The sequence below is a fragment of the Streptomyces sp. AC512_CC834 genome (assembly GCF_019049325.1).
GTDB lineage: Bacteria > Actinomycetota > Actinomycetes > Streptomycetales > Streptomycetaceae > Streptomyces.
Genome location: NZ_JAGMUO010000065.1, coordinates 309,644 through 328,835, shown reverse-complemented (window position 1 = coordinate 328,835; position 19,192 = coordinate 309,644). Strand labels below are relative to the sequence as shown.

Sequence of the window (19,192 nt, the reverse complement as noted above, 5' to 3'; positions counted from 1 at the left end):
TCCTCAACGCGGTATGAGCAGGGCGGCATTGGCGTCGTCGGCGCAGGCACGCAACGCCTTCTCGGGAGTACTGCGCCCCAGGAGCACGGCGACGATCGCCTGCCCCAGCGCCTGCGAGACCTCCGGGTACGCCGCGTGGACGGGGCGCACGCGTGCCGTCTCCAGCGCGGTGGTGAACACGTTCAGGCCCTCGGTGCCGGCGACCTTGTCCTGCCACTCGGGCAGCGCCTCGGTGCGGCGGCTGAGCGGGAGGCTGCCGGCCTCGATGTCCCAGCGCACGTCCTGTTCGGGCCGGGCCAGCCAGCTCAGGAAGGTACGGGCGGCCCCGGACCGTGCCTCGCCGTTGTCGAACACCGTCCAGGTGTCTGGCCCCGAGATGGTGACCGGGCGTCCGCTGAAGGAGGGCAGGGGAGTGACGTGGTAGTCGACCCCGGCGGTCTCGATGTCGGGGAGCTGCCACGGCCCGGTGACCACCATGCCCATCCGGCCGGACTGGAACACCTGGTACATCTGCTCGCTGCCGGGCTTGGGATCGATGTAGACGCTCTCGTCCCGGGCCAGGTCGGCCACCACCTCCAGCGCTCGGGCGCCGGTGTCGGCGAAGCCGATGCCCTTGCCGCTGTCGTCGACGACGTCGCCGCCCAGGTCCCAGATCAGCGGCCACAGGCGCCACACGGTGTCCTCGTCGCCGGTGCCGGGCCAGCCCGTGCCGAACCGTCCCCGGCCCGACTCGGTGAGCGTCCGCGCGCAGGACACGAAGTCCTGCCAGGTCCAGCCGGCCTTCGGCAGCGGCAGACCGGCCTCGCGGAACAGCTTCTTGTTGCAGACGACGGCGAGCGAGTCGAGCACCGCGGGGGCGGCCCTGACCCTGTCGTTGAGCGTGACGGCGTCGCGCGCCGCGGCCCAGTAGTTCTTCCACGGAACGGGACCGTCGGCGACCATGTCGGTGAGGTCGACGACCTGCGGGCTGCGAGCCACCCGGGCCAGGTCCGACCCGAAGATGTACGCGATGTCGGGGTAGGAGCCGGCGGCGAGGGCCGCCGTCACCTTCTGCAGCATCACGTCCGACAGCACTCCGCCGCCGAGTTTCACCCTGATCTTCGGATGTGCCCGCTCGAAGTCGGCGACGAGCCCTTCCAGGGCCTTCTTCGCCGTGTCCGCCTGGCCGTGCCACATCTCGACGGTGACCGTGCCGTCGGGCCCGACGCCGTCATCGGCACCGGCCCCGCAGCCGGTCACCGCGGTGCCCGCGACCGCCGCGAGCGCGGCACCCCCGCCGGCCCGCAGCACGCCCCTGCGTGAGGGAGCGGCGGCACGTCGGACCGCATTCATCTGTACCTCCAAGGACTGGACTGGCCGTCGGGTGTCAGCAGGTCTCACGGACGTAGCCGCTGCTGCCCTTCGGGGACACGTCCAGGTCGCGCCGGACGACGCTCAGCGTGTCGCCGAACCCCGAGCACGCCTTCGACAGGCCCTTGGCGGTGTACTCGATGACGATCACGTTGTCGCCGAACTCGGCCGTGTAGTCGCCGCACTCGTCCCACTCGCCGCACTCCTCGGCGACCGCGAAGTCCAGACCGTTCTCCTCGCGGTTCGCGGCCAGCTCGACGGTGTTCTTCTGGCCGATGGCCAGTCCGTCGGAGTGCGCGCGCTCGGCCAGCAGCTTGATCAGGCCCTGGGCGTCGGCGGCGTCCAGCAGATCGCCCGCACGGGTGTAGCTGTCGTAGTTGTCCGGTTCGACGGCCTGGAAGCCCTTGTCCGCGCAGCCGTCGATCCACGTGCCGACCTTCTCGGCGATGCGCTCGCGCTTGTCGGCGGTGCGGATGTCGAGGAAGGCCTCGCCCCAGTCGGTGTCGTATACGACGTCACCGTTCGCGTCGCGCAGCAGCAGGTCGTCGTCCCAGTCGTCCTCCGCGCCGGGCTGCGCCTGGAAGGCGTTGACGTAGCAGATGTTGTACAGGCCCGCCGCGGGAGAGGCCGTGTGGTCGCGGCTGACCACCCGCACTCCGGCGGGCGGGGTGTAGGCGCCGCCGATCTGGTAGTCGAAGTCCGCGTGGGCGGGGGGCGGGGCCGGGGTGGCCGCCTCGGCCGGGGTGCTGCCCGGGACGAGCGCGGCGGCGGTGACGAGGACGGCGGTGGCGCATACGCCGGCCAGCACGGGCTTCTTGGGGGTGTGCACCTGGATACGGCTCATGGTTCGAGCTCCGGGGGTGGTGGGCACGTCCCCGCCTCGGACGCGCGTGGCGGTCCTGGCGACTCAGTCCGGGCTCCTGGCGCGAAGCCAGCTACCGGCTGGGCGTACCTCTGCCGCCGATCACACGACATCGGCGTTGATCGGGAGTAAATCGACCGGATCCTGCCCCTGTCAAGAGTTCGAAACGAGGCAGTTGATGCACGAACATGATTGAAGACGGCTTGTTTGGCGCAGAAACAATCATGAAGCGTCGCTCGTGGCCTGCCCGGGAACGAGGGGAGCGAGCCGGGCGGGAGCCGTGATCACCGGGCTGCCGCGGGGGCTGGTAGCGTCGCGTGGTCGCGGCGGGCGGCGCGAGAAAGGTGTCGGTGCGTGGGAGAGCGGCAGGACCGTGAGTGGGTGGCGATGACACCCGGCGACTTCGACCGTGACGCTCCGCTGGTCCTCAACGTGTGCACCGGGCCCGCCACCGTCCCCGCCGAGCCCGACGAGTACGGCACCGCGCCCCTGTTCGGGGAGGCGGCCCCCGCCCCGGGCGCCTCGCGCCGCAGGGGGCGGGGACGGCCCTCACCCGCTCAGGAGCGGCTGTTCTGACCGTCCCCGCCGGGATGAGGGCAGAGGTCAGGGAGCGGGCACCTCGTCCACGAACCCGGTACCGGCGTCGCGGTACCCGGCGACCTTCGCGGCGACCTCGGCCGGGGTGAGCACCTGGTCCTTGACGTGCAGGACGTAGTCGACCTGCTGGTCGTAGGCGCGCGGGGTCGTCGACGTCTGGCCGTTCAGGTCGATCAGCCACTGGTTGAAGTTGATCGACATCGGCCGCTCGGGCAGGTACCGCGCGTCATGAGTGCCGAACCGCTGCCCGTCGACGTAGTACGTGATGGCGCTGCCGTCGATGGTGACCACCAGGTCGTGCCAGCCCGCGTAGCTGCTGCGTGCCTCCGAGTGCTGGTTGACGGCCTGCCAGGGATCGGGGTCGTAGGTCTCCCATGAGGTCGTGTACAGGATGTTCGACGGCTCGCCCCAGCCTCCGTTCGGCAGGTACTCGAAGTCGTACTCGGCGTAGTCGTCGGCCATCGGGGCCTTGAGGTCGTTGATGGTGAAAAAGGTCTGCACCAGGTGGTCCCCGTCGGGTCCCGACTCGGGGGCGTCGGCGAACTTGACGCGAGCCGCGTAGGTGCCGTCCTTGAACTTCATGGACTTGGTCAGGACCTCGGTCTGCGTGGTGGACGCGCCGGTGCCGGCCGTGGAGGTCTCCAGGTTCATCACCGAGTTGCCGCCGGCGGAGACGAAGGTGACCTTCGACGGGTCCCAGGTGGCGCCGGGGACACCGGGCCCACCGGAGTTGGAGCGCACACTCCAGCCGTGCGCGGAGATCGCGGGGTCGGTGTACGAGGTGTAGTCGAAGTCGTCGAACAGGGTCTGCCCCCCGCCGGGCGGGTCCGTCGGGTCGGTCGGATCGGTCGGGTCCGTGGGGTCGTTGCCCTCGGGAGCCGCTCCCCAGACGGTGGCGCCGGCGAGCTGGGCGGTGACCTTGTCCCAGTTCGCGTACGACGTCTGCACGCCGTTGAAGGAGTAGTCGTCGCTCTGCCGCAGCGTCTGCCAGTTGGCCCGGTAGAAGCGCAACTGCATGTCACCGGTGTCCGCGCCCGGCGCCAGGGTGCCGGCCGCCGACGTGAAGCCGATCTCCAGGTAGCGGTCGGCCGTCGAGGTGGGGTTGCCCAGGGTGCCGAACGTGCCGGTGATGCCGGCACAGCCGCGCACCGCCCAGGAGCAGGCGAAGCGGTAGGAGGCGGTCGGTGAGTCCGCCTTGAAGTAGTAGCGGATCTTCACCTGGCTCAGCCGCACCGTGGACGAGCCGGTGTTGCGGACCTTGAGCCAGGGCTCCGTCTGGCCCGCGGTGGCTCCGCTCGCGCTGGTGCGGTACTGGACGGTGAGTCCGTCGGCCGCGGGGGCGGCCTGGGCGGGGAGCGCGGTCAGGGCGCCCCCGCCCAGCAGAACCGCCAGGGCGAGCGCCAGGCGGGCGCGGCCGGCGGTGGTTCGGTTTCTCATCCGGGATCCTTTCGGCAGGCCTCCGTCAGCGCGGAGGCGTCGGTGGGGGGTCGTGGTGCGTGGGCGTGCGGGACGTTCAGGGCGTCGAGGCGGGCCCGGTGCCCCGCCAGGCGGGCGGTGAAGTCCGGCCAGCCCGACGTGCCGTCCCAGACCCGGTCGGCGAGCGCGCACAGCCTGGGATAGGTGAGGTACTCGATGTGCCCGGGGGTCGGCACGAACTCCGTCCACAACTGGCCCTGGGCGCCGAGCACCCGGGACGCGACCTCCGGGTCCGGCACCGGCGACGCGAGATCCACGTCGTACACCGCGCGCAGGTCGACGATCCCGCCGGGCTGGGCGGGTGGCTCCTCGGGGCCGTGGCCGCGCGCGTAGTCGAAGTAGGTCGCGCGGTGGTCGGCGTGGACGACATGGTGCCCGCGCAGTGCCGCCGCCCGGGCGTGCGCCGGTTCGCGCCAGCTCATCACCGTGCAGTCCAGGGGGAGGGTGACACCGCTCTCGGCCCATACGACCGGCCGGCGGCCCGCGCGCACGAGATGCTCGGCCAGGCGGGCGATGAACCAGGGGTGCAGCGCGCGGGGCCCCGTCAGCCCCTCACGGGCGGCGCGGTCGCGCGCCGCCGGGCTCAGCTCCCACTCCGTGGTGGGGACCTCGTCGCCGCCGAGGTGGACGTACGGCGAGGGGAAGACGTCCATCACCTCGTCCAGGACGGTGCGGAAGAAGTCCAGGACGTGCTCGCCGGTGCCAAGGACGTTCTCGCACACGCCCCAGTGCGTCCACACGTCCAGGCGGCGGGTGGGAACGGTGCCCAGTTCGGGGTGGGCGGCCAGGGCGGCGCGGACATGCCCGGGAACACCGGTCTCCGGCAGCACACTCACCCCGCGCTTCGCCGCGTAGGCGACCAGGTCCCGCAGTTCCGCCCGGGTGTAGGAGCCCGCGTGCGGCACGCCGTCGAACCGGTCGCTGCCGGCGGGACCCACCATCGACTCCGCGCGCCGGCCACCGACCTCGGTGAGCCGCGGGTGTGCGGCCACGGGCATCCGCCAGCCCTGGTCGTCGGTGAGATGGAGGTGGAAGACGTTCAGCTTGTGCAGCGCCAGCAGGTCGACGTAGCGCCGCAGGTAGGACACCGGCTGGAAGTGCCGGGCCACGTCGAGCATGGAACCGCGCCAGGCGTGCCGGGGGACGTCGGTGATCTCCACGGCCGGCAGGTCCCACGGCACCCCGCGCACCGGCCGCTGCGACAGGGCGTCGTAGGGCAGGAGTTGCCGCACCGTCTGCACGCCGCGCAGGAGTCCGGCCGGCCGGGCGGCGCGCAGCAGGACACCCCGGGCGCTCACGGTCAGGCCGTAGCCCTCGTCGCCGAGGCCGGTCAGGGCGGGGTCGAGGGCGAGCACGAAGGCACCGTCGGCGGCGGAGTCCAGGCGCAGTCCGGTGGCCGGGGCGAGGAGGGTGCGCAGCAGGGCCGCGGCCGGACCGGCCCCCGGGGTGACCCGCAGCCGGGTCGTGCCGTCGAGGCGGAAACGCCCGGAACGGGTGGAGAGGCGGCGGGGGCGGGGGACGAGGGCCAGTTCGGGGCGTGGCAGGTCCACGGGACGGCTCCGGTGGTCGGCGGTGCACGACGGTGGGGGAGAAGGACGAGGGACGGCGGGTGCGGTCAGCCCTTGACGCCTCCCGAGGCCAGTCCGGCCGTCACATGGCGCTGCAGGGCGAGGAAGATGATCAGCGCGGGGAGGGCGAAGAGCGTGGAGGCCGCCATGGTCGCGCCCCAGTCGGTGCCGAAGGTCGACTGGAACGAGGAGAGCCACACCGGCAGCGTGCGGCTGTCCTGCTGCTTGATGATGAGGAAGTTGGCGTAGGTGAACTCGTTCCAGGCGGTGATGAACCCGAACAGCGAGGTCGCCATGAGACCGGGGGCAAGGAGCGGGAACGCCACCTTGCGGAAGGCACCGGCCCGGGTGCAGCCGTCGACCTGCGCCGCCTCCTCCAGTTCGGGAGGAATCCCGGCGATGAAGCCGCGCAGCACGACCACCGTGAACGGCAGCGTGATCATGAAGTAGATCAGGGTGAGCGTCGGCAGCCGGTCGAGCATCCCGGTGTCGCGGGAGATGATGTAGATCGGGATGATCAGCGACTCCCAGGGCGCCATCTGCGCGATGAACACCGCCAGCATGAACTGCCGGCGCCCGCGCCACCGCATGCGGGCCACGGCGTAGGCGGCACCCAGGGCGACCACCAGAGCGAGCAGGACCGCGCTGAGCGTGACCAGGATGCTGTTGCGCCAGAACAGCGCGAAGCCGTCGGCGCCGACCGCCGTCCGGAAGTGCTCGAACGTCCAGGAACGGGGCACCAGCCGGGGATCGTAGGACTGGATGTCCGTGGACGGCTTGAAGGCGGTCGTGACCATCCAGTACACGGGGAACAGGCAGATCACCACGGTGAGCGCGGCGGCGGCGTTGAGCGGGAGGCGGCGCAGCGCGCGGCGCGGCAAGGGGTGCGGCAAGGGGTGCGGCGGGTGGTGCGAGGTGGTCACGGCTGCTCACCCTCCTGACGGAACAGTTGGCGGAAGTAGAGGACGAGGACGCCGCTCATCATCAGGACCGTGAGCATCGAGGCGGCGGAGCCCAGGTCGTAGCGCTGGCCGGCCAGCGCCGTCTGCACGGCGTACACCGGCAGGATCGTGGTGGCCTCGCCCGGACCGCCGCGGGTCATCACCCAGATCTGCACGAACGCCTTGAACGTCCAGATCACTTCGAGGGACAGGACGAGCATGAAGATCGGCCGGATCAGCGGGAACGTGACGGACCGGAAGACGCGCACAGCCCCCGCGCCGTCCATCCGGGCCGACTCGTACAGCTCGGCCGGCACCGTCACCAGCGCCGAGTAGAGCGTGATCGCGGCGAACGGCACGGACTGCCAGACGACCAGGACCACGATGATGGCGAAGGCGGCACCGCCGTGCGCGAACCAGGGATAGCTCTCGTACGAGTCGAAACCGAGGCCGGTGAGGGTCTCGTTGACGATGCCGAACTCGGAGTGGAACAGCCACTGGAACACGGTGGTGGCCGCGACCACCGGCACCGCCCAGACCAGCACCAGCGAGCTGAGGACCACGGTCCTGGCCACCCTGCCCAGCCGCTCGCTCATCAGCGCCACCAGGGTGGACAGCACCATGATCGCGACCACGGCGACGGCCATGAACACGAAGGTGCGGCGCACCACCTCCCAGAACTCCGGGTCGCCCAGCAGCGTCCGGTAGTTGCGCAGCCCGACGAAGTCGGCGTCTCCCAGGATCAGTTGACGCAGCCGGAAGTCCTGGAAGGAGATGAGCACGGCGCGCGCCAGCGGATACAGCAGCAGATAGAGCATGCCCAGCACGGCGGGCGCGATCAGCAGGTACGGCCAGAGCGTGCCCCGGCCCGCCCCGCCGCGCCCGCCGGTGCGCCCGGTGGCCGCCGGCGGGCGGGGGACGGTCTTGCGCGGGACGCTCCGCTCACGGACGGTCGACACGGCGCCTCCTGGTCCTCGTGGTGTCGGGGCGGGCCGCGCTCAGGAGTCGCTGCCCAGCGTGTCGGTGATGGTCCGGGACGCCTTCGCCGCCTCGGACTCGGCGTCCCCGCCGGTGAGTACGGCCGTCATGTACTCCTTGATCGGGTTCTTCGCCTCGACCGCCGCCCACTGGGGCGTGTTGGGGGTGGCGTGTCCGTTCACGGCGCCGGCCGCCATGGCCGCGGTGCCCGGGTCGGCGGAGACGGCCCCCGCCAGGGTGGTCTTGTTCGGTACGTAGCTCATGGCGACCGCGAGCTTCTTCTGCCAGGCGTCACCGGTCAGTTCGCGGATGAACGTGAAGGCCTCCTCCTGGTGTGCGGCGACGACCGGGACGACCAGGTCGGAGCCGCCGGTGAAGACGGCACCCGGACGGTCGGCCGTCTTGCCGGGGACCGGGAAGAACCCGAGCTTTCCCTTGAGTTCGGGGTTCTTCTCCTCGATGACCTTGGCGCCGCCGGGGACGGCGATGATCTGGGCGACCCGCCCCTTCGCCATCACCTCGGCCTGCGGCGGCCGGGCCTCGTCGGAGTCCTTGGGGCCCTTGCCGAGGGCCTGGAGGCGCTGGTAGAAGTCCATCGCCCGCAGCGCCTCGGGGCTGTCGAGGCCGCCCTTCCACTCGCCGCCGGACTTCGTGGCCAGGTCGCCGCCCTCGTCCCAGACGAAGCCGGACAGGACGTACCAGTTCTGCCCCGGCAGATAGATGCCCTGGGTCCCGCCCTTGTCGAGCCTGCGGGTGGCGTCGATCCACTGGTCCCGGGTCTTGATGCCGGCCGGGTCCACGCCGGCCTTCTCGAACAGGTCGGTGCGGTGGATCACGACCCGGTTGGCGGCGTAGTAGGGGATGCCGTACTGCCTGCCGTCGTACGAGCCGGGCTCCGCGAGCCCCTTCAGCCAGTCGTCGCCGCCCAGCTCGTCCACCCGGTCCGTGAAGTCGGTGAGGCCGCCGCTCTGGGCGTACTGGGCGACCTGGGTGTTGCCGACCTCGATGACGTCGGGGGCGTCGTTGCTTGCCAGGGCCGCGGTGACCTTCTCGCCGATGCCCTCCCACTCCTGGATCTGGATCTTCAGGTCGATGTCGGGGTGGGCCTTCTCGAAGCCCGTCTCGAACTCCTTCTGGAAGCCCGCCGAGACGCTGTCACGCATGAGCCACACGTCGAGGGCGGTCCTGCCGTCGCCGACTCCGTCCGAGGTGTCGCCGGACGACGAGCAGGCGGCGAGTCCGGCGCTGAGCACCAGGGTGGAGAGCAGGGCGAGCGAGCGGTACTTCACGGTTCACCTCGGGGAGAGCTGGAAGGGACGACGCGCCCACACTTGACCAGTAAGGGGCGTCAGGCTTACCAGTTGGCGTTGGTCGAAGGTGGCATGGACCAATGGGGGCGTCAACCCCTCCCGTATATACGGGTTTTCGGTCGCGTGATCATCGATGTGGCTGGTTCACGGCCGAGGTGGACAGGTAAGCTCGACTGACCAGCAGACCAGTTACGGGAGTACTGCATGGAGATCGACGCCGCCGCCTCCGGTGCGGTGCTCAAGCGGGAGCGCGTCCGCGACGCCGTCCTGGAACTCATCGAGGAACGGCGCCCCGGGGACGCGATCCCCTCGGAGCGCACCCTGTGCGCCGAACTGGGAGTGTCCCGGCCCACGCTGCGTGCCGCGGTCGACGAACTGGTGGTCGCCGGACTGCTGGTGCGCGAGCACGGCCGGGGCATGTTCGTCGCCGCCGAGAAGATCACCCAGGAACTGGTCTCCGACCGGCGCGCCTTCAGCCTTCCGCAGGCCGCGGGCGCCTGGACCAGCAGGCTCCTGGAGGTCCGCACCCTGCCCGCGGGTGCCCGGGTCGGCCGCAAACTGCGCATGTCGCCTGCGGCGCCGATCCACTACGTGGCACGCCTGCGGCTCGTCGACGGCTCGCCCATGGCCATCGAGTACCTGCACGTGCCGACCGACCTCGTCTCGGACCTGACCAGTGAGGAACTGGAGCAGGGCGACCTGTACGAGCACCTGGGCGAGCGGCACGACGTCCGGGTCAGCGAGGCCGCGCAGTCGATCGAGCCCACCGTGGTCACCCGCGCGGAGGCCGACCTGCTCGACGTGCCGGAACTGTCCCCGGCGCTGCTCTTCGAGCGCCTGACCACCGACACCCGGGGCCGGCCCGTCGAGTACGTGCACTCCCTCTACCGCGGCGACCGCTACCGCATCGTCTCCCGGCTCACCCTGGGCCCGCGCGACCAGGCGCCGCCTCCGGGCGAGGGCCACCATCCGGGCATCCCGCCGGGGGACTTCACCACCCAGGACCCCGTCACGCTCTCGACGCGCGGGGTGGTGCAGGGGGACGGGATGTAGCGGCACCTTCGGCCTCTCGGTGCGTGGAAGTGCTCGGAACCGCTGTGTATCAAGCACGTATTGACATGTCACGGCAGAGCCCGCAGAGTCATGCACCGACCGTGATGCCGACCGCCCCACGAGGAGTGTTGCCGTCATGTCCGAAACGCCCGCTGTCTCACGCCGACTGCTCCTGGGTTCGGCCGTCGCCACCGGCGCCCTCGCGGCCGGGACGACCGCGTCCGCGCCGTCCGCGTCGGCCGCGGCCGGGCAGACGCCCCGCCGCAGGCCCGGCCAGAAGTCGATGATCGGCGTGCCCTTCGACGTCCACCGGACCGTCCGCGTCGCCGTCATCGGCCTCGGCAACCGGGGCGGCAGCATGATCACCGGCTGGGCGGCCGTACCCGGCTGCACCGTGACCGCCGTCTGCGACATCCGCGCCGACCGCGCCAAGAGCGCCGCCGACCGCCTGGAGCGCAAGGGCAACCCGCGCCCGGCCGAGTACGGCGGCTCCGCCGACTCCTACGCCCGGATGCTGCGGCGTGACGACATCGACCTGGTGTACGTCGCCACGCCCTGGGAGTTCCACCACGAGCACGGCCGGGCGGCGCTGCTCAGCGGCAGGCACGCCGTGGTGGAACTCCCCGTCGCGACGGAACTGCGCGAGCTGTGGGACCTCGTCGACACGTCCGAGCGCACCCGCAGGCACCTGCTCCTGTCCGAGAACTGCAGCTACGGCCGCAACGAGCTGGCCATGCTGAAGGGGGCACACGACGGCCTGTTCGGAGACATCACCAACGGCCACGGCGGCTACCTGCACGACCTGCGTGAACTCCTCTTCTCCGACACCTACTACACCGACTCCTGGCGACGGCTGTGGCACACCCGCAGCACCGCCTCCTTCTACCCGATGCACGGGCTGGCCCCGATCGCGGCGGCCATGGACATCAACCGCGGCGACCGCATGACGACCCTGAGCGCCACCACGACCGCCCCGAAGGGGCTGGCCGACTACCGCGCCCGTTTCGTCCCGCGGGACCACCCGTCCTGGAAGGAGACCTACATCAACGGTGACCTGGTCACCTGCATGATCGAAACGGCGAAGGGCAGGACCGTCCGCGCGGAGCGCGACGTCAGTTCGCCCCGGCCCTACAGCCGGATCAACACCCTCGCCGGCAGCCGCGGCATCGTCGAGGACTACGCGGGGCCCGCACCGACCGGCGCCCGCATCTACGTCGAGCCGGACCACAGTGGGCACACCTGGCGCGACTTCGAGGGCTACCGCAAGGAGTACGACCACTGGCTGTGGCGGAAGGTCGGCGACGACGCCGCGAACAACGGCGGCCACGGCGGCATGGACTACGTCCTGCAGTGGCGCACCGTCCAGCTCATGCGGGCGGGTCTGGTGCCGGACATCGACATCTACGACTCGGCCGCCTGGTGCTCGCCCGTTCCCCTCAGCGTCACCTCGCTGGCCAGGGGCGGGCGCCCCGTCGAGATCCCCGACTTCACCCGGGGCGCCTGGCGGGAGCGCAGGCCCGGCCTCGACTCGACGCCCACCGACATGCCGCCCGTCGGCTGAGCACGGCACGCACACCACCGGGTGAGCGGGCGGCGACATGACGCCGTGCGGGACCCTCTTCGCCTACTGGTTCAGGACCTGCTCCGGCCCCATGACGACGACCGGCTCCTTGTCCGGGTCCAGGGCGGTCAGCAACGCGCGCATGTGCTCCTCGCTCAGGGACACGCAGGCGTTGGTCGGCCCTTCGTGGTCCACATGGATCCAGACCCCGCCGCCCTTGTCCTCACCCAGGGGCCTGGTCGTGTCCAGCGGGGTGGTGCCGGACACCCGGTTGTAGTCGATGGCGACCACGTAGTCGAACGACCCCTCCAGCGGCTCGCCCAGATACCCCGTGCCCGACACGGCGAACTGCGGATCCTGGTCGTAGGGGAGCAGCGTGCCCGGATCGGGCAGCCGGCCTCCGGCGTCGCTGAGGCCGAAGACACCGATCGGGGTGTGCAGGTCGCCCGCCTCGTGGTCGGCGGTCCAGCCGCGCAGGCCGTTGTGGGCGGGCCAGGGACCGGCGACCGCGCGCCAGCCCTCGGCGGGAATCCGTTCGTAGAGCACCGCCCGCGCCTGCGACGAGTCCTCGGTCTCGCCGGTGACCACCAGGGCCTGCCGGGAACCGGCCGGGAGGCGGTCCCGCATGACCGGCCCGACCCCGGGCAGCGGGCGGGGGAAGGTGCGCGGGGGAGCGGCGCGCGGGGACGCGGGCTGTGCCGCGGAACTGCCGGGGGCGTGTGCGTCCTGCGAGGAGGCGCCCGTGTGCTCCCGGGCGCAGCCGGTTCCCAGCACGCCGGTGCACATGACAGCGCCGATCACCAGGGCCAGCGCTTTCCTGACGGTCATATCGATCTCCGACTCCGTGTGTGGACTACTCATAGCTAGACCACTAACGGAACCGGGTTGTGCGGCCGCCTCGCGGTCTCCCCCGTATGGCGCAGAAGCGACCCCGCACGGCTGCGACCGAGGGCGCCGGTCGACAACATCGTTCCCGCTCACACCCCTTACTCACTGGTGAGGCTCGGACATGCCGTGTAGCGTCAGCAGCAGATGTCGTGGTTCGCCCAGACCGCCCGCCCAGGAGTGCGGGCGGTTTGCTGTGCAATGCCGGAGGACCAGGACGACCACCTCCGGGTTCGCGCGGTGCGGATCCGATAACGGCTGAAAGGCAAAAGGCATGGCCAGCGGAACTGTCAAGTGGTTCAACTCTGAAAAGGGCTTCGGCTTCATCGCGCAGGACGGCGGCGGCCCCGACGTCTTCGCGCACTACTCCAACATCAACGCCCAGGGCTACCGCGAGCTGCAGGAAGGCCAGGCCGTGACCTTCGACATCACCCAGGGTCAGAAGGGCCCGCAGGCGGAGAACATCACCCCCGCCTGATCGGGAGACCGTTGAACAGGGCAGGGTGCCCGGGAAACGAGCGTTCCCGGGCACCCTGCCCTGTGGCATGCCGTCAGGGGACGCGGCCGAGGAAGGCCAGCAGTGCGGCCGTCAGCTCGGCGGGCGCGTCCTCCTGGACGAGGTGACCCGCGTGGGCGATCGGCTCCCACCGTGCGCCCGGGACACGATCGGCGAGTTCGCGTCCCCTCGCCACGGGAATCCAGGCGTCCTCCTCGCCCCAGCAGATCAGCGTCGGAACACTGATCCCGGCGTAGCGGTCCTGGATCTCGTCCGTGTACCGCTGGTCGGCCTGGGCGATCTGCCGGTAGAAGGCCGGCTGCCCGGACTCGCCGAGCCAGGGCCCGACCAGCCGCTCCAGGACCGCCGGGTGCGGCCCGGGGCCGCCGGTGGACGCCACGTACTCGCGCACCAGGGCCTGATGGAGCGCCGCCGGAAGCTGTTCGAAGACCTCGGCGTGCTCGCGGACCAGCCGGAAGAACGGCGACCCCCAGGGTGCCAGCGCGACCGGATCGACCAGGGCGAGCGCCCGGTACGCCGCGTCGTGCAGCAGATGGGCCCGCAGGGCGACGGCGCCGCCGAAGTCGTGGGCGACCACGAGGGGCTCCGCCAGGCCCCAGTGGTCCAGCAGCTCGGTGAAGACCCGGCCCTGGGCGGCCAGGGACACGTCCTGCCCCGCGTACATCTGCGACCGCCCGTAACCGGGCATGTCCCAGACGAACACCTGGTGCTCGCGCGCCAGCGAGCGGGCCACCGCACGCCACACGTACGACGAGAACGGCGTTCCGTGCAGAAGGACCAGCGGGCGCCCGTCCGGTGAGCCGAGCCGGTTCCAGCGGACGGTGCCCGAGCTGCTGGGAAACGACTCGGGCAACGGCCATGCGGACATGGGACGGTTCCTCTCCTGCGGGCGCCGCTCAGCGCGTCACGGCTTGCGGGCGAGCCCGCCGTGCTCACCGATGGGGGCGGGGGTGGGGGCACCGGGCTCCGGACGCCACAGCGGCACCGGTACGACGCCGGGCTCCAACAGCTCCAGGCCGTCGAAGAACGCCGTGATCTGGTCGACGGTGCGCAGGATGTACGGCGCCGCACCGCTCTCGTTGTAGGCGTCCTGGGCCCGCTCGAAACCCGGGTCGATGCCTCGCGAGCCGTCGTTGACGGACAGGTAGCTGCCGGACGGCAGGGCGGCCAGCAAGCGGGTGACCACGGAACGCGCCCGGTCGTAGTCGGGGATGTGGCCCAGGATGTTGCTGAGGATCAGGGCGATGGGCCGGTCGAAGTCCAGCGTCTCGGCGGCGGCCGCGAGGACGGCGTCGGGGTCGAGTACGTCGGCGTCGATGTAGGCGGTCGCCCCCTCGGGGGCCGAGTAGAGCAGCGCGCGGGCGTGGGCGAGGACCATCGGGTCGTTGTCGACGTAGACGATCCGGGTCTCGGGCGCGATGCGCTGGGCGACCTCATGGGTGTTGTCGGCGGTCGGCAGACCGGTCCCGATGTCGAGGAACTGCCGGATGCCCGCCTCGGCGACCAGGTGGGTGATGTTGCGGCGCAGGAAGGCGCGGCTGCTGCGGGCGATGGTGACGATGCCGGGGAAGACGGCGGTGTACGCGTCTCCGGCCTCCTCGTCGACCGGGTAGTTGTCCTTCCCGCCCAGCCAGTAGTTCCAGATCCGGGCCGAGTGCGGCACCGAGGTGTCGATCTTCTGGTGGGCCGCGTGGCCGGGGGGCGTCGCAGGGTCGCTCATGGATACGGTCCGTCTTTCAGCCGAGGCGTGGGTGCTTCCCCACAACCTACGTCGCAACGGCCCCTTCCTGTACACGGGTTCGCCGACGGGCGGGTCCTAGAGGCGCGGTGCGCCCGTCACCGACATCACCAGCGAGTACAGGGACGTGGTGGCGGTGATGAACAGGCGGTTGTTCTTCGGGCCGCCGAAGGCGATGTTGGAGACGGGCTCGGGCACGCGAAGCCGGCCGATGAGGGTGCCGTCGGGGTCGTAGCAGTGGACGCCGTCGTCCAGGGCGGCGGCCCACAGGCGGCCCTCGTCGTCGAAGCGGATGTTGTCGAAGTGCACGTCCTCCCGGGCCTCGGCGAAGATCTTTCGGTCGGACAGCGTGCCGTCCTCCTGGACGTCGAAGGCGTGGATCCGGGCGGCCCGGGAGTCGGAGACGAACAGCCGCCGCTCGTCGGGGGACAGAATCACGCCGTTGGGCCCCTCGAAGCCGTCGGCGGCGAGCCGCACGTCCCCGGACGCCGGGTCGATCCGGTACACGTTGCACGCGCCGGTCTCGGACTCGGCGCGATGGCCCTCGTAGTCGCTGGTGATGCCGAAGTCCGGGTCGGAGAACCAGATGGTGCCGTCGGAGCGCACGACGGAGTCGTTCGGGCTGTTGAGCCGCTTGCCGTCGTAGCGCTCGGCGAGGACGGTCACGGTCCCGTCGGGTTCGGTGCGGGTGACGCGCCGGTTGCCCTGTTCGCAGGTGACCAGGCGGCCCCGGCGGTCGAGGGTGTTCCCGTTGCTGTGGCCGGCCGGAGTGCGGAAGACACCGACCGTGCCGGTGGCCTCGTCCCAGCGCAGGATGCGGTCGTTGGGGATGTCGCTCCAGATGAGCTGACGCCAGGCGGGGACGTACAGCGGGCCCTCGGCCCAGCGGCAGTCGTCGTACAGGACCTCCAGCCTGCTGTCACCGTTCGCACAGCGTCCGGTGCGGAAGCGGTCGTCCAGGATCTCGTACGGGCTGTCGGTGGACATGGTGTCCTCTCAGCAGGAGTGCACAGAATGTCATTCAACGTAGCACGCACATCACTGAATCAGGTACGATCAATGGGTGAAGTCAATGGATGACATCGACCGTCGGTTGATCGCGCTGCTCCAGCGGGACGCGACCCGGCCGTACGCCGCACTGGGCAAGGAGGTCGGCCTGTCGGCGGGCGCCGCGCACGAACGCGTCCGCAAACTGCGCGAACAGGGCGTCATCAGGGCCACCACGGTCGACGTCGACCCCGAGGCGCTCGACCGCGGAGTCCTCGCCTTCGTGCTGGTGGACTCCACGACGTGGATGGGCGACCGGGCCGAGGACTTCGCCGCCGTGCCGGAGATCCAGGAGGCGCACGTCATTGCGGGCAGCGCGGCGGTCCTGGTGAAGGTACGCACGGCCACCACCGAGCGGCTCCAGGACGTGCTGCGCCGTCTCTACGCGATCGACGGGGTGAGCGGGACCCAGGCGACCGTGGTCCTGGAAACGTTCTTCGAACGGCCGTTGGACGCCGGCTAGCAGACCTGTCCGCGCCCGCTCCGGGCCCGCCCGTCGGGACGATCACCGCCCCTGCGGCCCCGCGGCCGTCGCGAGGCCGCCCTCGACCAGGTCGCGGAGCTGGGAGCGGGCGGTGATGCCCAGCTTGGGAAAGCTCCGGTAGAGGTGAGAGCCGACCGTGCGCGGGGAGAGGAAGAGCCTTTCGCCGATCTCGCGGTTGGTCAGTCCGCGGGCGGCGAGCCCGATGATCTGCCGCTGTTGCGGGGACAGCTCGGCGAGCGCGTCGGGAGCCGCGTCGGTGACGTCGAGTCCGGCGGCCCGCGATTCGGCCCGGGTCCGTTCGATCCACGGGCGCGCGCCCAGCCGCCGGAAGGTCTCCAGGGCCTCGGCGAGCGGCCCGCGCGCCTCCGCGATCCTCCGCCGGCGCCGCAGCCACTCGGCGAGGTCCAGCAGGGTCTGGGCGCGCTCGAAGGGCCAGTGCTCCAGGGCCGGGTCCGCCAGGGCCGCCCTGAAGTGCGGCTCGGCGTCCGCCGGGTCCGCCAGCAGACCGCGGGCCCGGTCGATCAGCGCGCGCAGGCGGGGCGAGGCGTTCTGGCCGAGCTCGCGCGAGCACCGGTCCACGATCACGGCGGCCTCCTCGCGCCGGCCCGCGCGCACAGCGGCGGCGGCCAGCTCCGCGAGAGCCGGGTAGGAGGCGTGGTAGTGCACGGGTGAGCCGTCCGCCGTGAAGACCGGGCGGAGGTGGTCGTAGGCGGCCTCGTAGGAGCCTTCGACGGCCGCTGCGGTGCCGAGCGCACGACGGGCGTAGACGGAGACGGAGCGGCTCTCCAGCGGATCGATCAGGTCGAGCGCGTCCGCGGCCCGGGCCCGGGCCGCCGCCGTGTCGCCCTGGAGGGCGAGCAGCGTGGCGTCCACCGCGGCGGCGCAGGCCACGGCGTGGTCGAGGCCGAGCGTCGAACCGGTCGCGGCGGTGCGGGCGCAGACCTCGCGGGCCTCCTCCCACCGCCCCTGTTCCAGATAGGCCCAGGCCGCCGCGCCGCCCATGCCCTCGGGCAGCGGTCCCCGCGACTCCCAGCGGTCGAACGCCTCGTCGAAGGCACCGACCGCCAGCGGAGTCTCGTCCAGGAGCCAGGCCATGACGGCGAGCGCGGTGAGCCGTTCCGGCCGGCCCTCGGACTCGGCGGCCGACCGGGCGAGTCGGGTCACGAGAGAGGCCCTGCCGTCGAAGGGGTCGGACACCGCGCTCACCCAGGTGCGCAGCCAGGCGTGCGACGGGTCCTCGGGCAGGCGCCGCAACAGGTCCCGGACACGGTCCCGCTGGGACTCCCGGCCCGAGTAGAAGCGGACCACGGCGGCACCGGCCAGCAGGTCAAGTGCGGCGGCGGGCCGCGAGCCGGACAGCCGCCCGGCGGCGTCGGTCAGCCGGGAGAAGACCACCGAATGGCGCACGGTCAGGACGGCCAGCCGCCCCGCCTGCACGGCGGCGTCGGCCAGCAGCGCGGCGTCGTCCGTGCGCGCCCGGACCGCGGCGGCCAGTTCGTCGACCCAGGCGATGTCTCCGGTGAGCACGGCCGCCCGGGCGGCCGCCACCAGCAGCCGGGCACCGTCCGCACGTCCCGGGGCGAGTTCCGCGGCGCGTTGCAGCGCCTTGGCCGCGGCCGCGTGGCCGCCCCGGCGGCGGGCCCGCTCGGCGGTCCGCTCGAGCTCCGCCGACACGGCCGGATCCCCGTGCGTGACGGCGGCGGCAAGGTGCCAGGCCCGCCGGTCCGGCTCGTCGCCCAGCATCCCGGCGAGGGTGAGATGTGCGGCGCGGCGGGTGTCGAAGGGCGCGGAGTGATACACGGCGGACCGCACCAACGGGTGGCGGAACCGGACGCCGTGACCCGCCCGCCGCACCAGCCCCGCCCGCTCGGCGGGCAGCCACACCTCGTCCCCGGCATCCGGCGGCCCGGCCGGGACGGCGAGCGCGGAGTCGACGGTGTCCATGGCGGCCAGGAGCACAAGCGCCCGGACGGTGAGGGAGGGGAGGTCCGCGAGGCGGGCGGCGAAGACACGCTCGAGGCGATCGGTGAGCGGCAGCGGCCCCACGGGCGGCACCCGCGCGGCCATCCCGGCCATGCCGGCCATGTCCCGCGCGGACCTCGCCAGTTCGGCCAGGGCCAGCGGATTGCCTGCCGCCTGTTCGAGGATCCGGGCCCTGGTCCGACCGGTGGGGCTGTGTGGTTGCAGATCCAGCAGGCGGTGGGCCGACGCGTCGTCGAGCGGTCCGAGGGCGAGGGTCGGCACCTGCCGGCCGAACCCCGGCAGGCGCTCCCCGGAACGGGTCCCGACCAGCATCGTCACCGGCTCGTCGGCCAGCCGTCGGGCGACGAACGACAGCACGTTCAAGGAGGCGCGGTCGAGCCAGTGCGCGTCGTCCAGCACCACCAGCACGGGTGCCCGGTCGCCCAGGGCGGAAAGCAGGTCGAGTACGGCGACACCGAGGAGCATCAGATCGGGTGACGCCGCTTGCCGCCCCGCCCCGAGGGCGTCCCGCAGCGCCGTGCGCTGTCGCGTCGGCAGCCCGTCCACCTCGCCGCGCACCGGCCGCAGCAGCAGATGCAGCGCGGAGAACGCGAGGCCCGACTCCGACTCGCTGCCGGTGGCCCGCAGCACCCGTGCGCCGCCCGTCCCGGCCCGGCGCGCCGCGGAGTCCAGCAGCGTGCTCTTGCCGGTGCCCACCTCACCGGCGACCAGCAGAACCCGGTCGCCCGCCGCCGGGTCCGCCGAAGGGACCGGACCGGCCGCGGTACGCAGCAGACGCGCCAGTTCCGCGTCCCGGCCCACGATCGGCTCCCGCTCGTCCACGGACCCAGGCTACAAGCGGC

Annotated in this window: 17 protein-coding genes; 5 read left to right on the top strand and 12 right to left on the bottom strand. The window is 71.9% G+C overall.

Going from position 1 to position 19,192, the window contains the following annotated elements; all coding sequences use genetic code 11:
* Positions 1–3: 3 nt before the first annotated feature.
* Both KUM40_RS23635 and KUM40_RS23630 read right to left on the bottom strand, forming a co-directional pair.
* A complete protein-coding gene (locus tag KUM40_RS23635) occupies positions 4–1,332 on the bottom strand; it encodes an ABC transporter substrate-binding protein (protein WP_217168097.1) in 1,329 nt (442 codons plus the stop codon).
* A 34-nt stretch (positions 1,333–1,366) separates the two neighbouring features.
* A complete protein-coding gene (locus KUM40_RS23630; protein WP_217168096.1) occupies positions 1,367–2,194 on the bottom strand; it encodes an endo alpha-1,4 polygalactosaminidase in 828 nt (275 codons plus the stop codon).
* Positions 2,195–2,566: 372 nt separating this feature from the next.
* On the opposite strand from KUM40_RS23630, the gene KUM40_RS23625 reads away from it, so the two are divergent.
* The gene (locus KUM40_RS23625; RefSeq protein WP_217168095.1) at positions 2,567–2,788 is read left to right on the top strand and encodes a hypothetical protein; all 222 of its coding nucleotides are present in this window, start codon (positions 2,567–2,569) and stop codon (positions 2,786–2,788) included.
* A 27-nt stretch (positions 2,789–2,815) separates the two neighbouring features.
* Here KUM40_RS23625 and KUM40_RS23620 read toward each other — a convergent pair whose 3' ends face one another.
* The 5 genes from KUM40_RS23620 to KUM40_RS23600 form a co-directional block, all read right to left on the bottom strand.
* On the bottom strand, positions 2,816–4,246 hold the full coding sequence (locus KUM40_RS23620) for a cellulose binding domain-containing protein (RefSeq protein WP_217168094.1): 1,431 nt from the start codon (positions 4,244–4,246) through the stop codon (positions 2,816–2,818).
* A complete protein-coding gene (locus KUM40_RS23615; protein ID WP_217168093.1) occupies positions 4,243–5,835 on the bottom strand; it encodes a beta-N-acetylhexosaminidase in 1,593 nt (530 codons plus the stop codon). The genes KUM40_RS23620 and KUM40_RS23615 overlap by 4 nt, the downstream gene beginning before the upstream one ends.
* Before the next feature lie 65 nt (positions 5,836–5,900).
* The gene (locus tag KUM40_RS23610) at positions 5,901–6,776 is read right to left on the bottom strand and encodes a carbohydrate ABC transporter permease (protein WP_374227412.1); all 876 of its coding nucleotides are present in this window, start codon (positions 6,774–6,776) and stop codon (positions 5,901–5,903) included.
* Positions 6,773–7,753, bottom strand: a complete 981-nt coding sequence (locus KUM40_RS23605; protein ID WP_217168092.1) for a carbohydrate ABC transporter permease — start codon at positions 7,751–7,753, stop codon at positions 6,773–6,775. Before KUM40_RS23605 ends, KUM40_RS23610 begins: the two co-directional genes overlap by 4 nt.
* Before the next feature lie 39 nt (positions 7,754–7,792).
* On the bottom strand, positions 7,793–9,061 hold the full coding sequence (locus KUM40_RS23600) for an extracellular solute-binding protein (protein WP_217168091.1): 1,269 nt from the start codon (positions 9,059–9,061) through the stop codon (positions 7,793–7,795).
* Between the two features lie 225 nt (positions 9,062–9,286).
* Here KUM40_RS23600 and KUM40_RS23595 point away from each other — a divergent pair, with 225 nt between their 5' ends.
* Positions 9,287–10,135, top strand: coding sequence for a GntR family transcriptional regulator (locus tag KUM40_RS23595; RefSeq protein ID WP_217168090.1), 849 nt, complete (start codon positions 9,287–9,289; stop codon positions 10,133–10,135).
* A 136-nt stretch (positions 10,136–10,271) separates the two neighbouring features.
* A complete protein-coding gene (locus tag KUM40_RS23590; RefSeq protein ID WP_217168089.1) occupies positions 10,272–11,696 on the top strand; it encodes a Gfo/Idh/MocA family protein in 1,425 nt (474 codons plus the stop codon).
* A gap of 63 nt (positions 11,697–11,759) precedes the next feature.
* On the opposite strand, the gene KUM40_RS23585 is transcribed toward KUM40_RS23590, so the two are convergent.
* A complete protein-coding gene (locus KUM40_RS23585) occupies positions 11,760–12,524 on the bottom strand; it encodes a hypothetical protein (RefSeq protein WP_217168088.1) in 765 nt (254 codons plus the stop codon).
* Between the two features lie 331 nt (positions 12,525–12,855).
* On the opposite strand from KUM40_RS23585, the gene KUM40_RS23580 reads away from it, so the two are divergent.
* The gene (locus tag KUM40_RS23580) at positions 12,856–13,059 is read left to right on the top strand and encodes a cold-shock protein (protein WP_003978336.1); all 204 of its coding nucleotides are present in this window, start codon (positions 12,856–12,858) and stop codon (positions 13,057–13,059) included.
* A gap of 73 nt (positions 13,060–13,132) precedes the next feature.
* Here the strand turns inward: KUM40_RS23580 and KUM40_RS23575 are convergent, their stop codons facing one another.
* The 3 genes from KUM40_RS23575 to KUM40_RS23565 form a co-directional block, all read right to left on the bottom strand.
* Positions 13,133–13,966, bottom strand: coding sequence for an alpha/beta fold hydrolase (locus KUM40_RS23575; protein ID WP_217168087.1), 834 nt, complete (start codon positions 13,964–13,966; stop codon positions 13,133–13,135).
* 36 nt (positions 13,967–14,002) lie between these two features.
* Entirely contained in the window at positions 14,003–14,818 is an 816-nt protein-coding gene (locus KUM40_RS23570; RefSeq protein WP_217168086.1) for an SAM-dependent methyltransferase, read from the bottom strand.
* 96 nt (positions 14,819–14,914) lie between these two features.
* A complete protein-coding gene (locus tag KUM40_RS23565; RefSeq protein ID WP_217168085.1) occupies positions 14,915–15,823 on the bottom strand; it encodes an SMP-30/gluconolactonase/LRE family protein in 909 nt (302 codons plus the stop codon).
* Between the two features lie 85 nt (positions 15,824–15,908).
* On the opposite strand from KUM40_RS23565, the gene KUM40_RS23560 reads away from it, so the two are divergent.
* Complete coding sequence (locus KUM40_RS23560; protein ID WP_217168577.1) at positions 15,909–16,346, top strand: Lrp/AsnC family transcriptional regulator; 438 nt, start codon at positions 15,909–15,911, stop codon at positions 16,344–16,346.
* Positions 16,347–16,388: 42 nt separating this feature from the next.
* On the opposite strand, the gene KUM40_RS23555 is transcribed toward KUM40_RS23560, so the two are convergent.
* Complete coding sequence (locus KUM40_RS23555; protein ID WP_217168084.1) at positions 16,389–19,172, bottom strand: AAA family ATPase; 2,784 nt, start codon at positions 19,170–19,172, stop codon at positions 16,389–16,391.
* Positions 19,173–19,192 lie beyond the last annotated feature (20 nt).